Below are 13,676 nucleotides of genomic sequence, written 5' to 3' on the forward strand. Positions count from 1 at the left end.
TTGTGTATGCCCTAAAAATAGGCCATTGAAACGACGATTGGAAGAGCTTGTGCAGTAAATAGTAATACTATAAAGTCGATTTCAATGAGGGCTGCAGGTTTCAGCGAGACACCGGCGAGTGTCCGTACAGCCGTCGCACGTCAACGACCATAAGAACAAGAAAGTGGAGATCAATCCCATGAGCCAGGAATTGGGGCTTATACGCCGCATCACCTTCAAATTGATTCCGTTCCTGATTCTGCTGTACCTGATCGCCTACGTGGATCGCTCCGCAGTGGGCTTCGCCAAGCTGCACATGGGCGCAGACGTGGGCATCGGCGATGCGGCCTACGGCCTGGGTGCCGGCTTGTTCTTCATCGGCTACTTCCTCCTGGAAATTCCCAGCAACCTGATGCTCGAACGCTTCGGCGCACGCCGCTGGTTCGCGCGCATCATGATCACCTGGGGCGCCATCACCATCGGCATGGCCTTCGTGCAGGGGCCGCACAGCTTCTATGTCATGCGCTTTCTGCTGGGCGCTGCCGAAGCGGGCTTCTTCCCCGGCGTGCTGTACTACATCACGCAGTGGTTTCCGGTCCGTCATCGCGGCAAGATCCTCGGCCTGTTCATCCTGTCCCAGCCCATCGCCATGATGATCACCGGGCCAGTGTCCGGTGCCCTGCTGGGCATGGACGGCGTACAGGGCCTGCATGGCTGGCAGTGGCTGTTCATCGTCATCGGTACCCCGGCCATCCTGCTCACCTGGCCGGTGCTGCGCTGGCTGCCCGACGGCCCGCAGCAGGTCAAATGGATGAACCAGGAGGAAAAGAACTGGCTGGCCGACGAACTCGAGAAGGACCTGCAGGCCTATGGGCAGACCCGGCATGGCAACCCACTGCACGCGCTCAAGGATTTTCGCGTGTTGCTGCTGGCGTTGTTCTACCTGCCGGTCACCTTGAGCATCTATGGCCTGGGCCTGTGGTTGCCGACCCTGATCAAACAGTTCGGTGGCAGTGACCTGACCACCGGTTTCGTGTCGTCGGTGCCTTATGTATTCGGCATCGTCGGTCTGTTGCTCATCCCGCGCAGTTCCGATCGCCTCAACGACCGCTACGGTCACCTGGCCGTGCTGTACGTGCTGGGCGCTGTCGGCCTGTTTCTCAGCGCCTGGCTGAGTGTGCCGGCGGCGCAGCTGGCGGCTTTGTGCCTGGTCGCGTTCAGCCTGTTCTCCTGCACGGCGGTGTTCTGGACCCTGCCGGGCCGCTTCTTCGCCGGTGCCAGTGCGGCGGCGGGCATTGCCCTGATCAACTCGGTGGGCAACCTGGGCGGCTACATCGGGCCGTTCGTGATCGGCGCACTCAAGGAGTACACCGGCAACCTGGCCAGCGGCCTGTATTTTCTCAGCGGCGTGATGGTGTTCGGGCTACTGCTGACCGCAGTGGTCTACCAGCTCCTGGAGCGCCGCCACGTGTTGCCGGCCGATGCGTTCGCCGCCAGCGCCCGTACCTGAATTCAGCAAGAGGAAGCGATCATGCATCTGGTGCAATTCGAATTGAAAGACGGGCAACGTCGGGTGGGGTTGGTCGATGGCGACCGCGTGCACGAAGTGCGCGGCGCCCACAGTGTCCGCGAGCTGGCCATGAACGCCATTGCCGCAGGCCACGGCTTGGCCCAGGCGGTGGACGGGTGTGGCCTGGGTGAACAGCATGATTACGCGCAGCTGCTCGAACAGGGTCGCGTTCTCGCGCCTCTGGATCACCCCGACCCGGCCCATATGCTGGTGACCGGCACCGGCCTGACCCACCTGGGCAGCGCCGCCACCCGCGACAAGATGCACCAGCAAAGCGGTGACGCCGCCGTTACCGACAGCATGAAAGTGTTCCAGTGGGGCGTGGAGGGCGGCAAGCCTGCTGCAGGCCGGCCTGGCGTGCAGCCGGAGTGGTTCTACAAAGGCGATGGCAGCATTGTCGTGCGGCCCGGCCAGGCATTCCCGGTGCCGCCGTTTGCCGAGGACGCCGGCGAAGAGCCCGAGCTGGGTGGGCTGTACGTGATCGGCCCGGATCGACGGCCGTATCGCGTGGGGTTCGCCCTGGGCAATGAGTTCTCCGACCACGTGATGGAGCGCAAGAACTACCTTTACCTCGCCCATTCCAAGCTGCGCAGCTGCAGCTACGGCCCCGAGCTGCGCGTGGGTGAGCTGCCCGAGCACCTTGTCGGCACCAGCCGTATCCGCCGGGCTGGCGAGGTGATCTGGGAGAAGGAATTCCTCAGTGGCGAAGCGAACATGTGCCACAGCTTCGACAACCTCGAGTACCACCATTTCAAGTACGCGCAGTTTCTCAATCCTGGCGACGTGCATGTGCATTTCTTCGGCACCGCCACGCTGTCGTTCGCCGACGGCGTCGTCACCCAGCTGGGTGACCAGTTCGAAATCAGCCTGCCCGCCTTCGGCGCGCCTTTGGTGAACAGCGTCGGCCAGGCCGAGGCCGCTTTCGCACCGGGCAACGTGGGCATCCTGTAGCGCGTACTGGCGAGCAGGCCAGAGGCGCGCATCGCGGTTATCATGGTCGGATATCACCCCCGGAGATCCGACCATGAGCCTGCCTATCGCGCTGCAAACCTGCGACATGCTGCTGATCGACACCCTGCACGCCTTCGATTTTTCCTTCGACGAGGAGCACACCCTGCACATCCAGTGCATGGACGGTCGCGAACTCAAGCGCTGGCAGTTCACCCTGCAAGAACAGCAGGCCGCCCAGCCCGGCGCCGAACCGAACAGCTTCGTCATCAGCCAGGCCGGCGTCTCGCACCAGCTGACGTGCCTCAGTGCGTTCTCGGCCCGCGACGATGAAGATGAAGATGAAACCCAGGCTTGAACGCTGCGGTCTGTAGAGACCGATCCACGTTTGCTCCTGCTGCCGCTACAACATTCGGTGCCACGAAAAATCGGCCACTCACAACAGGCTCGGAGAGACCTTCATGAAGCGAGTTCTGCTATCTATGCTTGTCAACGGTTTGGCCCTGACCTCACTGCACGCCGGCGCTGCCGACAAATATGACCTGCTGGTAGGCACCTATACCCAGGGTGCCAGCGAAGGCATCTACCGCTATGCCTTCGACAGCACCACTGGCCAGATCGAGGCGCAGCCACGGCAGACATTCAAGAGTTCCAACCCATCCTGGCTGACCTTGTCCCAGGACCAGCGGCGTCTGTTCGTGGTCAACGAAAACGGCCCCGGGCAGAAAGAAGTGGTCGGCAAAGTCAGCAGTTTCACAGTGGACGGCAACACCCACGAACTCAGCCAGGTCAGCCAGGTGGCCACCCGGGGCGATGAACCGACCCATTCCAGCCTGAGCCAGGACGGGCGCTACCTGTTCGTTTCCAACTATGCCGTGAACGCCAATCCAGGTGGCAGCCTGAGCGTGTTCAAGGTGGCCGAGAACGGCACGCTCAGCGAGGTGGTGCAACAGCTCAAGCACGTTGCCAGCCAGGTGAATCCCGAGCGTCAGGCCGGGCCGCATGTGCATTCGGTGGTATCGCTGCCCTCTGGCAACTACGTCTATGCCAGCGACCTGGGCGCCGACCGGGTGTACGTGTACCGCTACCAGCCCGAGTCTGCCGAGCGCCCACTGGTGCCGGCGCAACCTGCCTCGGTCCAGCTGCCGGACGGCAGTGGCCCGCGTCATCTGCTGTTCAGTCGCGATGGCAAGCACGCCTACCTGACCCTGGAAATGAGCGGTCAACTGGCCATGTTCGACGTCAGGGACGGCAACCTGGTACGCCAGCAACTGCTCGAACTGGGCACGGCCGGCAAGCAAAGCGCAAGCGGCGCGTTGCACCTGTCGGCCGATGGCCGCTTTCTCTATGTGAGCAACCGCGGCACGGCGAATCAGATGCTGGTGTTCAGCGTTGCAGCCGGCAATGGCCAGCTCGAGGAAATCCAGCGTCGTGACGTAGACGGCGATCATCCGCGTGAATTCACCCTCGACCCCACCGGCCACTTCCTGTTGATCGCCAACCAGAAAAGCAACCAGATCACCGTGCTCAGGCGCGATGCGAGCACCGGCAAGCTGGGTGAGACGGTGCAGCGCTTCGCGCAGGATGCCCCCTCGGACGTAAAATTCCTCACCCGATGATGGTCGGCCGTTGACCCCCGGCTGCGCGGCAGTAGGCGCAACCGTGGGAACGCCGCCTCAGCCGGTGACCTGCACGCTGCTCAAGCCGTTGCCCAGGCGCCGCACCTGAATCTGCACCGGAATGCGCTCGTGCATCTCCTGCACGTGGGAAATCACTGCCACCTTGCGGCCCTGCGCCTGCAGGCCGTCGAGGGCGTCCATGGCCAGCTGCAGCGACTCGGGATCCAGGCTGCCGAAGCCTTCGTCGATGAACAGCGACTCGATGCGCAGTGTGCTCGAGGCCATCGACGCCAGGCCCAAAGCCAATGCCAGTGAAACCAGAAACGTTTCCCCGCCCGACAACGAATGCACCGAGCGCAGTTCGTCGCCCATTTCCGTGTCCAGCACCAGTAACCCGAGCATGCTGCCGCCGCGCTTGAGCCGGTAGCGCCGCACCAGCTGGCGCAGTTGCACGTTGGCGTGGTGCACCAGCAGGTCGAGGTTGTAGGCCTGGGCAATCTTGCGGAAGCGATCGCCCTCGGCCGAGCCGATCAGCGCCGCCAGTCGCGCGCAGCGCTGGTAGAGCGCATCGGCCTCGGCAATCTGCGTCTGCAGGGCCTGGTTGGCACCGTGCCGGCGCTGGTCTTCGGTCTGCCGGGCGCGCAGTTCGGCGCAGTGATGTTCCTGCCGTTCGGCGTCCAGCAGCAGGGCGGCGTGTTGTGCGTCCAGTGCTTCGGCGCTGGCGATCGCGTCGAGCTCTGCGCGATGGGCCTGCTGGCGCTGTTCGCGTTCGTGCAGGCGGATGCGCGCCTGTTCCAAGGCCCTTTCCGTGGTTTGCAGGCGGCTGCGCAGCGCATCGACCTGGGGTTCATCGATGGCGAGCAGTGCCCGCAACCCATCGTCGTCCAGTTGCGGACGCTGCTCGCGCCAGGCGTGCAGGGCTTGCTGCACGTCGGCCAGGGCTCGCTGCAGTTGGGCCTGCTGCTGAGTGTCGGCCTCCAGGGCGCTGGCGGTCTGCACTGTCTGGGTTCGTAGATCCTGTTGCTGGCGGTCGACTTGCCGTTCCTGCTCGCGCGCCGTCTCGACCTGATCGTGCAAGGCCGTCTGCCAGGCGGCAGCCTGGGCATGCTCGCCCAGCAATTCGCGCAGCCGTGCTTCGCAGGTCTGCAGGTGCGTGGACAGTGCCGCGACCCGCAGGCGTTGCTGCTCGCAGTCGGTTCGGTGCCGCGCATGCTCGCTGCGGGCCTGCTCGATGCGGCGCGCGCGGGTGTCGAACTCGGCCTGTTCCTCGTCCCGCTGCTCGATCTGCGCCAGACGCTCGCCGATGCTCTGCTCCAGCGCCATGAACGTCTGTGCCGGTTGCTCGCGCAGGGCCTGCAGGCGAGCGGCGGGCAACTGGCTGGCCAACGCCTGCAGCTCTTCGTCGAGCCGTTGCCGGTCGGCGTCAACGTGGGCCTGATGCGCCTGCAGCGTCTGCCGCGCCTGCTGGCTGGTTTCCCCAGCTTGCGCCACGGCGCGCTGCAAGGTGGTTGCCTGCTGTTGCAAGGCCAGCAGGCTGTTCTGCTGCCGTTCATCCTCATCGATCAGGCGAGTGTGGCTGGCCACGGTGTCGCGCAGCCAGTCATCCGCCTGCTCGGCGTCGGCAAGGGCAGGGTAGAGCGGATGCCGGGCCAATTCGGCGCCATCCGGCTGGTCGAGCAATTGTTGCTCCTGCGCCTTGAGCTGCTTGTGCTGCTCGATCAGCGCGCCGACTTCGGTACGCAGCTCGATCAGGCGTTCGGACAGCGGCTTCAGCGCAGCGCGCGCGCGTTGCTCTTCATCGTCATCGTGCGCCGATAGCGCCTGCAACAGCGCCTCGGGAGCGTGATAGGGGTGCTCGACACTGCCACAGACCGGGCAGGGCTGTTCGGGCTGCAACCGTTCGCGCAACTGTTCGACGCTTTCGCTGCGCGCCAGGCGCTGGCGTTCGAGCAGTTGCAGGGTCAACGTCAGGGCTTGCTCGGCGTGTTCGTGGGCCGCGCGGACCTCCAGCCCCTGCGCGGTCAGTTGCTCGCGCCGGGCCAGCAAGGTGGCCTGCTGCTGGCGTCCTTGTTCAAGACGTTCCTGGACAGCGTTGCGCCGCTGCCACAGCCGTTCCAGTTCCTGTACACCGCCCAGCGCCAGGCGTTGCTGTTGCAGACGCTGGGTCAGTTGCTGCAAGCGCTCAGGCAGCTCCTCGACGCCGCACGGGGCATGCTGAAAGACGCGGGCAAGGTCTGTTTGATGCGCTTCCAGGCTCGTCTGTGTGGCGTGTGCCTGAGCCTGCAAGTCTGGCAGCTCGGTCTGACCCTGGCGCAGGCGACTGCTCAGCGTCACCACGTGCTGCAGGCGTGGCAGGTAGGCGTTCCAGGTGGTGGCCAGCGGTGCCAGCTCGGCGCTGCGTTCGAGCGAGTCGGCGACCTGCTGCAGGCGTTTGCCAGTCTCGGCCTGTTGCTGCTCCATGCCCAGCAACGCCTGCGCCCCGGACGAAAGCTGCCGCTCTGCTTCGGCCAGCGCCGGATTCAGGGGTTCGAGCTCGGCCTGCAATCGGCTCCGGTTCGACTGCTCGTCGAAGGCCTGCTGCAACCGGGGCTGCGCTTCGGCCTGTTGCGCCAACGCCTGATGCAGCGTGCGCTCGGCCTGTTCGCGTTGCTCGTCCAGTTGCTGGCGCTGCAGCGCTTGCTGTTGCTGCCGCGAACGCGACAGCTCGATGCGTTCGGCCAAGGGCAGGAGTTGGGTGTGCACTTCCTGCTCGCGGCCGAACAGGTAGCGTTGCGGTGCCAGTTGTTCGAGCATGTGCAGTTGGAAACGCTGCTCGGCGCCTGCTTCCCACGCCTGGGACGCGTCTTCCACCTGCTGCCGTGCCGCCTGGCAGTCGTCGGTCAGGCGCTGGTCTTCGCGGTGCCACTGCTGCTGCCGTTCCACCTCCTTGAGGCGCGCTTGCTGCTGGCGCAGTTGCTCGCTGGCGCTCTGGAACTCCAGGTCCAGGGCCGTACGGGCCTCGACCGCCAGTGGCGCGATGCCGGTGGCCTGGTCTTGCCAGTGCTTGAGCTGCTCGCGGGCGTCGCGGCTCTTTTCGAAGGCGCGCTTGCCCAGGCGCGTGTACAGCGCCGTGTCGGTAAGCTTTTCCAGCAGCTCGCTGCGCTCGTTGTCATCGGCCTTGAGAAAGGCACTGAACTCGCTCTGCGCCAACATCACCGCACGGGTGAACTGTTCGAAGTTGAGCCCCAGGCGAGCCTCGAGCAGTTGCTTGTATTCACCTTTCTGGCTGGCCAGTAGCTGGTCGTTGTCCAGGTCGCGCAGCGACTGCCGGCTGTTCTGCAACTTGCCGCCGGGTTTGTCCCGTGCGCGGTTGGCTTCCCAGCGCGCGCGATAGCGACGACCGTCGACGCCGAGGAAATCCACTTCCGCGTAGCCTGCCCCGGTACCACGACGCAACAAGGTGCGCGGGTCGTAACTGCCGATCTCGCCATCGGCGTCCGGCACCTTGGCGCTCTGCGACGCGTTGCCCAGGCGCGGCACGGCGCCGAACAAGGCCAGGCACAGGGCATCGAGCAAAGTGCTCTTGCCCGCGCCGGTGGGGCCAGTAATGGCGAACAGACCAGCACTGGCCAGTGGTTCGGCAGTGAAATCCAATTCGAACGGACCGGCCAGCGAGGCCAGGTTCTTCAGGCGAATGGCCAGGATCTTCATGGGGTTTCGCCCTCCAACTGCACTTCCTGCAACAACCGAGCAAAGTCATCCAGGGTCTGTTCGTCCACCTCGCTGCCATAACTGTCCAGCCAGGCGCGGCTGAACAATTCGTGGGGGCTGAGCTGATCCAGTTCGATCAAGGCACCGACGTCTTCGTTGTCGGCGTTGGCGCGCCCGGCGTATTCGGCGGCGATCCGCACCAGACGCACGGCCTTGCCTTGCAGGGCGGTTTCGATGTGCTGGCGCAGGTCCGGTTGTGGCTCGTCGAGTACCACTCGCACTTCCAGCCAGGGGTAGCTCAGGAGGTCGGCCAACAGGTCCACGTCCGGCAGTTGCTGTAACTGTTCGCGCACCTGCGGCAAGGGCGCCGGGCCGATGCGCAACAGGTCGACGGCGCGTGGGATGAGGATCGGTTCCACACTCACCAGTTGCTCGCCAGCGCATTCGATCTCGAGGATCTGATGCGGGTATTCGATTTCGGAAAATGACAGCGGGATGGGTGAACCGCTGTAGCGAATGCGCGATTCGCCGTTGACCTTCTGCGGCTTGTGCAGATGGCCCAGGGCAACGTAGCTGATGCTGGCATCGAACAGGCTGGCCGGCAGGGCCTCGGCGCTGCCGATCACCAGGCTGCGCTCGGACTCCATCGACACCGAACCGCCGGCCATGTGCGCATGGCTGATGGCAATCAGCGCCTGCCCCGACGAGCGTCGGGCATTGGCGGCGGCAATCAGCATTTCGTGCACACGGGCGATGCCCTGCAGGTAATCCTCGCCCAGGGCTGCGCCGGTCACCTCGGCAGGGCGCAGGAAGGGCAGGGCCAGGCACCAGGCTTGCACTTCGCCCTTGGCATCGGGCAGCGGCAGCAACAGCCGTTCGCTGTCGAGGCGGCCATCCTCGAGCCACATCACCCGGCCCAGCGCGTGGGTGCGCAGGCGGCGCATCAACGGCCCGGGCAGTTCGATGCGCGAACCCGAGTCATGGTTGCCGGCGATCATCACGATGGTCAGCTGCGGCTGCTGCTCGTGGGCGCTGACGATGAAGTTGTACAAGCGCTCCTGGGCGCGCACGGGCGGGTTGACCGTGTCGAAGATATCGCCTGCCACCAGCAGCACGTCGGGTTGGCGCTCGGCGAGCTGGCGCAGCAACCAGCGCAGGAAGCTTGCGTGTTCGAAGTCGCGCTCCTGACCGTGCAGGCTTTGGCCGAGGTGCCAGTCGGAGGTGTGGAACAGGCGCATGAAGGCTCCAGGGGGCAGGGAAGGCCGCCATGATAGCCGTTCGGCCCCGGCGTTCCCATGCGCCGCGCTGGGCAGGATGTGACCCACCGATCTTTACGCGTTCTTTACGGCGACGCCGGGGTATCGATCTCGCGCCTTTACGCCCAGGCCTTGGAGAATGTCGACAAGCGGCGCCCGCCGTGCCTGGAGATATTGCTCATGTCTGTTCTGGACGGCCTGTTCCTGCTGCTGGCCATCGGCTTGTTCGTGTACCTGCTCGTCGCCCTCTTGCGCGCCAGTGGAGGCTAGTCGGTCATGCACAGTCACGATTTCGCACTGATAGCGGCCTTCCTCGCCCTGGTGTTGCTGCCCGCGCCCTGGCTTGGACGTTTCTACTACAAAGTCATGGAAGGCCAGCGCACCTGGCTCAGCGTACCGCTGCAGCCAGTGGAAAGGCTTTGCTACCGGTTCGCCGGTATCGACCCGCAACAGCAGCAGAGTTGGCAGCGCTACGCCCTGGCTCTGCTCGCCTTCAATCTGGCCGGGTTCGGCGTGTTGTTCGCCCTGCTCATGCTGCAAGGCTACCTGCCGCTCAATCCCCAGCACCTGCCTGGCCAGGAGTGGACCCTGGCGTTCAACACCGCCGTCAGCTTCATGGCCAACACCAACTGGCAGGCCTACAGCGGCGAAACCTCGCTCAGCTACCTCAGCCAGATGGCCGGGCTGGGTGTGCAGAATTTCCTCAGCGCCGCAACCGGCCTGGCCGTGCTGGTAGCGCTGTGTCGCGGCATCAGCCGGCGCTCGGCCAGTACTCTTGGCAACTTCTGGGTCGATGTGACCCGCGCCACATTGTATGGCCTGCTGCCGCTGGCGCTGCTGCTGGCCGTGTTCCTTCTATGGCAGGGCGTGCCGCAGACGTTCGCCCCGTACGTGGAAGCGCTGACCCTGCAAGGCAACGCGCAGACCATCCCGCTCGGCCCGGCTGCAAGCCAGATCGCCATCAAGCAGTTGGGCACCAACGGCGGCGGATTCTTCGGGGTCAACTCGGCGCATCCGTTCGAGAATCCCACGGCGTGGAGCAATCTGTTCGAATTGGCAGCCATTCTGACCATCCCGGCCGCCTTGGTCTTCACCTTCGGCCATTACGTCAAGGACCTGCGCCAGAGCCGGGCGATTCTGGCCTGCATGCTGACCCTGTTGCTGCTGGGCATCGGCTTGTCGCTGTATGCCGAGCAGCAACCCAACCCGCTGCTGGCCAGCGCCATGGTCGAGCAGGCGGCCCCGCTGGAAGGCAAGGAAAGCCGCTTCGGCACCACGGCCAGTGTGCTCTGGTCGGTGACCACCACGGCCGCCTCGAACGGTTCGGTCAATGCCATGCACGACAGCCTCAACCCGCTCTCCGGGATGGTCGCTCTGGTCAACATGATGCTCGGCGAGGTGATTTTCGGCGGCGTTGGCGCCGGTCTCTACGGCATGCTGCTCAACGTGCTGCTGACCGTGTTCCTGGCCGGACTGATGATCGGTCGAACCCCCGAGTACCTGGGCAAGAAGCTGCAGGCACGCGAGGTCCGCTGGCTGGTGGCGAGCCTGCTGGTGATGCCGGTCGGCGTGCTGGTGCTCAGCGCCATCGCCGTCAGCCTGCCGGGGCCGGCGAGCGCCGTGAGCAATCCGGGCCCCCATGGCTTCACGCAGTTGCTGTATGCCTACACCTCGGCCAGCGCCAACAACGGTTCGGCCTTCGCCGGCCTGTCCGCCAACACCGCCTTTCACAACCTGATGCTGGGCCTGGGCATGCTGATCGGGCGCTTCGGCTACATCCTGCCGGTACTTGCCCTGGCCGGGGCGCTGGCCAGCAAGAACGCCAGTGCGCCCAGCGCCGACAGCTTCGCCACCCATGGCCTGCTGTTCATCACCCTGCTGACCGTGACCCTGCTGATAGTGGGCGGCCTGACTTTCCTGCCGGTGCTGGCCCTGGGGCCGATCGCCGAGCACTTGAACCTGCATTTCTGAGGCCTGGACAATGAACCGATCGACCGTTGCCGCTGCCACGCAACCATCACCGCCCGCCGGGGCCACCCTGGGTGCCTTGTGGCGACCGGCGCTGCTGCAGGCCTTCGTCAAGCTCGACCCGCGGCGACTGCTGCGCAGCCCTGTGCTGTTGGTGGTGGAGTTGTGCGCCGTACTGACCACCGGCCTGTGCCTGCTGCCCGACCCGGCGGTGCCAGCCGCGGTCGCCGTACAGATCGCCGTGTGGCTGTGGTTTACCCTGCTGTTTGCCAATTTTGCCGAAGCCTTGGCCGAGGGCCGCGGCAGGGCGCGCGCCGACAGCTTGAAAGCGGGCAGCCAGGGCTTGCAGGCACGCCGACAGTGCGCCGACGGCAGTTTCGAAACCGTCGCCGCCACTGTGCTGCGCAAGGGCGATGTGGTGCGGGTCGAAGCCGGGCAGATGATCCCCGGCGACGGCGAGGTGCGTGAGGGCATCGCTGCGGTCAACGAAGCCGCCATCACGGGCGAATCGGCGCCGGTGATCCGCGAGTCGGGCGGCGATCGCTCGGCGGTCACCGGCAACACCCTGGTGGTGTCCGACTGGCTGCTGATCGAGATCAGCACCGACCCCGGCGAATCGACCCTGGACCGGATGATTGCGCTGGTGGAAGGTGCGAAGCGCCAGAAGACCCCCAACGAAGTGGCGCTGGACATCCTGCTCATCGGCCTGACCATGGTCTTCCTGCTGGTGGTGGTGACCCTGCAGCCCTTCGCCCGCTTCTCCGGGCACAGCTTGCCCCTGGTGTTCCTCCTGGCGCTGCTGGTGACGCTGATTCCGACCACCATCGCCGGCCTGCTGTCGGCCATCGGCATCGCCGGCATGGACCGCCTGGTGAGGCTCAACGTCGTGGCCAAGTCCGGCCGCGCGGTTGAAGCGGCCGGCGACGTCCATGTGCTGCTGCTCGACAAGACCGGCACCATTACCTTCGGCAACCGCCGGTGCAGCGCTTTGTACGCCGCCCCCGGCGTCAGCGATGCGCAAATGGCCGAAGGCGCGCTGTTGGCGTCGCTGGGCGACGAGACGGCGGAAGGGCGTTCGGTGGTCGAGTTCATCCGTCCGTTGTTCAGCGTCGACGAGCCGTCCGCCGAGCGCTGGCAGTCGGTGCCGTTCAGCGCGCAGACGCGCCTGTCCGGCGTCGACCTCGACCAGCAGTGCTACCGCAAGGGCGCAGTCGACTCGCTGCTGGCCTACATCGGCCAGTCCAGGGCGCAGCTTCCGGCCGCACTGGCCGACCATATCGAGCGCATCGCGCAAAGTGGCGGCACGCCGCTGCTGGTGTGCCGAGACAAGCAATTGCTGGGGGCGATCCACTTGAAGGATGTGGTCAAGCCGGGCATTCGCGAGCGCTTCGAGCAGTTGCGCAAGCTGGGCATCCGCACCGTCATGGTGACCGGCGACAACCCACTGACCGCGGCGGCCATCGCCGCCGAAGCCGGCGTCGACGATGTGCTGGCCGAGGCCACGCCGCAGAAGAAGCTGGCGCGCATTCGCCAGGAACAGGCCGATGGGCGGCTGGTGGCGATGTGCGGCGATGGCGCCAACGACGCACCGGCGCTGGCCCAGGCCGACGTCGGCGTGGCAATGAACGACGGTACCCAGGCTGCACGCGAGGCGGCCAACATGGTCGATCTGGACAGCGACCCGACCAAGTTGCTGGACATCGTGCGCATCGGCAAGGAACTGTTGGTCACCCGCGGCGCGCTGACCACCTTTTCCATCGCCAACGACGTCGCCAAGTATTTCGCCATCCTGCCGGCACTCTTTGCCGCGGTGTATCCGTCCCTGGGCGTGCTCAACGTGATGAACCTGGCCAGCCCGCAAAGCGCGATCCTTTCGGCCATCGTCTTCAACGCCTTGATCATCATCGTGTTGATTCCCCTGGCCCTGCGCGGTGTGCGGGTGCAGGCCAACAGCGCTGCGCAGTTGTTGCGGCGCAACGTGCTGATCTATGGCCTGGGTGGCCTGGTGGTGCCCTTCATCGGCATCAAGGCCATTGACCTCGTCCTCACTGCATTGCATCTGGTCTGACCCTGGAGCTTGAATGATGAACAGTTTGTTGCGTCCGGCCTTGAGCCTGATTCTGTCGATGACCCTGCTCACTGGCGCGGCCTATCCACTGCTGGTGTGGGGGGTAGGCCAGTTGGCATTCTCTACCCAGGCCAACGGTAGCCTGGTGCGCGATGCGCAGGGCGAGGTGCGCGGTTCCGCTTTGCTCGCCCAGGCCTTTACCGATGAGCGTTGGTTTCATTCACGGCCTTCGGCGGCGGACTACGGCACACTGGCCAGCGGTGCGAGCAACCTGGCGCCGAGCAATCCCGCACTGGGCACTCGCGTGCTGGCGCAGGCCGATCAACAGTTCGATGCGCAGCAAGGTCCGGTTCCGCTGGCGCTGTTGACCACCTCGGCCAGCGGCCTGGACCCTCATCTGCCACCGGCGGCGGTGAACTACCAGGTGCCACGGGTGGCACGCGAGCGCGGCCTCGCCGAGTCAGCCCTGCGCGCGCTGGTGCAGGCACATACCGAAGCGCCCCTCGTCGGCCCGGCCGTGGTCAACGTACTGGCTTTGAACCAGGCGCTGGATCGGCTACCGTCGCAGTCCCGATGAT

10 protein-coding genes are annotated in these 13,676 nt (G+C 65.3%); 8 read left to right on the plus strand and 2 right to left on the minus strand.

What is annotated here, in order from left to right; all coding sequences use genetic code 11:
- Nucleotides 1-178: 178 nt before the first annotated feature.
- The 4 genes from H7993_RS11240 (at nt 179) to H7993_RS11255 (ending at nt 4,116) form a co-directional block, all read left to right on the plus strand.
- On the plus strand, nt 179-1,489 hold the full coding sequence (locus H7993_RS11240; RefSeq protein WP_185794435.1) for an MFS transporter: 1,311 nt from the start codon (nt 179-181) through the stop codon (nt 1,487-1,489).
- A gap of 21 nt (nt 1,490-1,510) precedes the next feature.
- Nucleotides 1,511-2,500 (plus strand): AraD1 family protein, encoded by a 990-nt coding sequence (gene araD1 / locus H7993_RS11245; protein WP_185794436.1) that lies wholly within the window; start codon nt 1,511-1,513, stop codon nt 2,498-2,500.
- 73 nt (nt 2,501-2,573) lie between these two features.
- Complete coding sequence (locus tag H7993_RS11250; RefSeq protein ID WP_185794437.1) at nt 2,574-2,855, plus strand: DUF5629 family protein; 282 nt, start codon at nt 2,574-2,576, stop codon at nt 2,853-2,855.
- Between the two features lie 103 nt (nt 2,856-2,958).
- Nucleotides 2,959-4,116 (plus strand): lactonase family protein, encoded by a 1,158-nt coding sequence (locus H7993_RS11255; RefSeq protein ID WP_185794438.1) that lies wholly within the window; start codon nt 2,959-2,961, stop codon nt 4,114-4,116.
- Between the two features lie 57 nt (nt 4,117-4,173).
- Here the strand turns inward: H7993_RS11255 and H7993_RS11260 are convergent, their stop codons facing one another.
- Nucleotides 4,174-7,806, minus strand: a complete 3,633-nt coding sequence (locus tag H7993_RS11260) for an AAA family ATPase (protein ID WP_185794439.1) — start codon at nt 7,804-7,806, stop codon at nt 4,174-4,176.
- Nucleotides 7,803-9,044 (minus strand): exonuclease SbcCD subunit D C-terminal domain-containing protein, encoded by a 1,242-nt coding sequence (locus H7993_RS11265; RefSeq protein ID WP_185794440.1) that lies wholly within the window; start codon nt 9,042-9,044, stop codon nt 7,803-7,805. The genes H7993_RS11260 and H7993_RS11265 overlap by 4 nt, the downstream gene beginning before the upstream one ends.
- A gap of 198 nt (nt 9,045-9,242) precedes the next feature.
- Between H7993_RS11265 and H7993_RS11270 the strand changes: the two genes are divergently transcribed.
- The 4 genes from H7993_RS11270 to kdpC are packed head-to-tail and all read left to right on the plus strand — an operon-like array spanning nt 9,243 to nt 13,675.
- Nucleotides 9,243-9,332: a potassium-transporting ATPase subunit F gene (locus H7993_RS11270; RefSeq protein ID WP_082223535.1), complete on the plus strand. Its 90-nt coding sequence runs from the start codon at nt 9,243-9,245 to the stop codon at nt 9,330-9,332.
- A 6-nt stretch (nt 9,333-9,338) separates the two neighbouring features.
- Complete coding sequence (gene kdpA / locus H7993_RS11275) at nt 9,339-11,033, plus strand: potassium-transporting ATPase subunit KdpA (RefSeq protein ID WP_185794441.1); 1,695 nt, start codon at nt 9,339-9,341, stop codon at nt 11,031-11,033.
- A gap of 10 nt (nt 11,034-11,043) precedes the next feature.
- Nucleotides 11,044-13,098 (plus strand): potassium-transporting ATPase subunit KdpB, encoded by a 2,055-nt coding sequence (gene kdpB / locus H7993_RS11280; RefSeq protein ID WP_185794442.1) that lies wholly within the window; start codon nt 11,044-11,046, stop codon nt 13,096-13,098.
- A 16-nt stretch (nt 13,099-13,114) separates the two neighbouring features.
- The gene (kdpC, locus tag H7993_RS11285; RefSeq protein ID WP_185794443.1) at nt 13,115-13,675 is read left to right on the plus strand and encodes a potassium-transporting ATPase subunit KdpC; all 561 of its coding nucleotides are present in this window, start codon (nt 13,115-13,117) and stop codon (nt 13,673-13,675) included.
- Nucleotide 13,676: the final 1 nt, after the last annotated feature.

The sequence above is a fragment of the Pseudomonas baltica genome (assembly GCF_014235765.1).
In the GTDB taxonomy this organism is placed as follows: Bacteria; Pseudomonadota; Gammaproteobacteria; order Pseudomonadales; family Pseudomonadaceae; genus Aquipseudomonas; species Aquipseudomonas baltica.

What these genes read in the sequence shown, in the direction of transcription:
- H7993_RS11240 (WP_185794435.1), top strand. Translation starts at nt 179, where the DNA reads ATGAGCCAGGAATTGGGGCTTATACGCCGCATCACCTTCAAATTGATT.
- araD1 (WP_185794436.1), top strand. Translation starts at nt 1,511, where the DNA reads ATGCATCTGGTGCAATTCGAATTGAAAGACGGGCAACGTCGGGTGGGG.
- H7993_RS11250 (WP_185794437.1), top strand. Translation starts at nt 2,574, where the DNA reads ATGAGCCTGCCTATCGCGCTGCAAACCTGCGACATGCTGCTGATCGAC.
- H7993_RS11255 (WP_185794438.1), top strand. Translation starts at nt 2,959, where the DNA reads ATGAAGCGAGTTCTGCTATCTATGCTTGTCAACGGTTTGGCCCTGACC.
- H7993_RS11260 (WP_185794439.1), bottom strand. Translation starts at nt 7,806, where the DNA reads ATGAAGATCCTGGCCATTCGCCTGAAGAACCTGGCCTCGCTGGCCGGT.
- H7993_RS11265 (WP_185794440.1), bottom strand. Translation starts at nt 9,044, where the DNA reads ATGCGCCTGTTCCACACCTCCGACTGGCACCTCGGCCAAAGCCTGCAC.
- H7993_RS11270 (WP_082223535.1), top strand. Translation starts at nt 9,243, where the DNA reads ATGTCTGTTCTGGACGGCCTGTTCCTGCTGCTGGCCATCGGCTTGTTC.
- kdpA (WP_185794441.1), top strand. Translation starts at nt 9,339, where the DNA reads ATGCACAGTCACGATTTCGCACTGATAGCGGCCTTCCTCGCCCTGGTG.
- kdpB (WP_185794442.1), top strand. Translation starts at nt 11,044, where the DNA reads ATGAACCGATCGACCGTTGCCGCTGCCACGCAACCATCACCGCCCGCC.
- kdpC (WP_185794443.1), top strand. Translation starts at nt 13,115, where the DNA reads ATGAACAGTTTGTTGCGTCCGGCCTTGAGCCTGATTCTGTCGATGACC.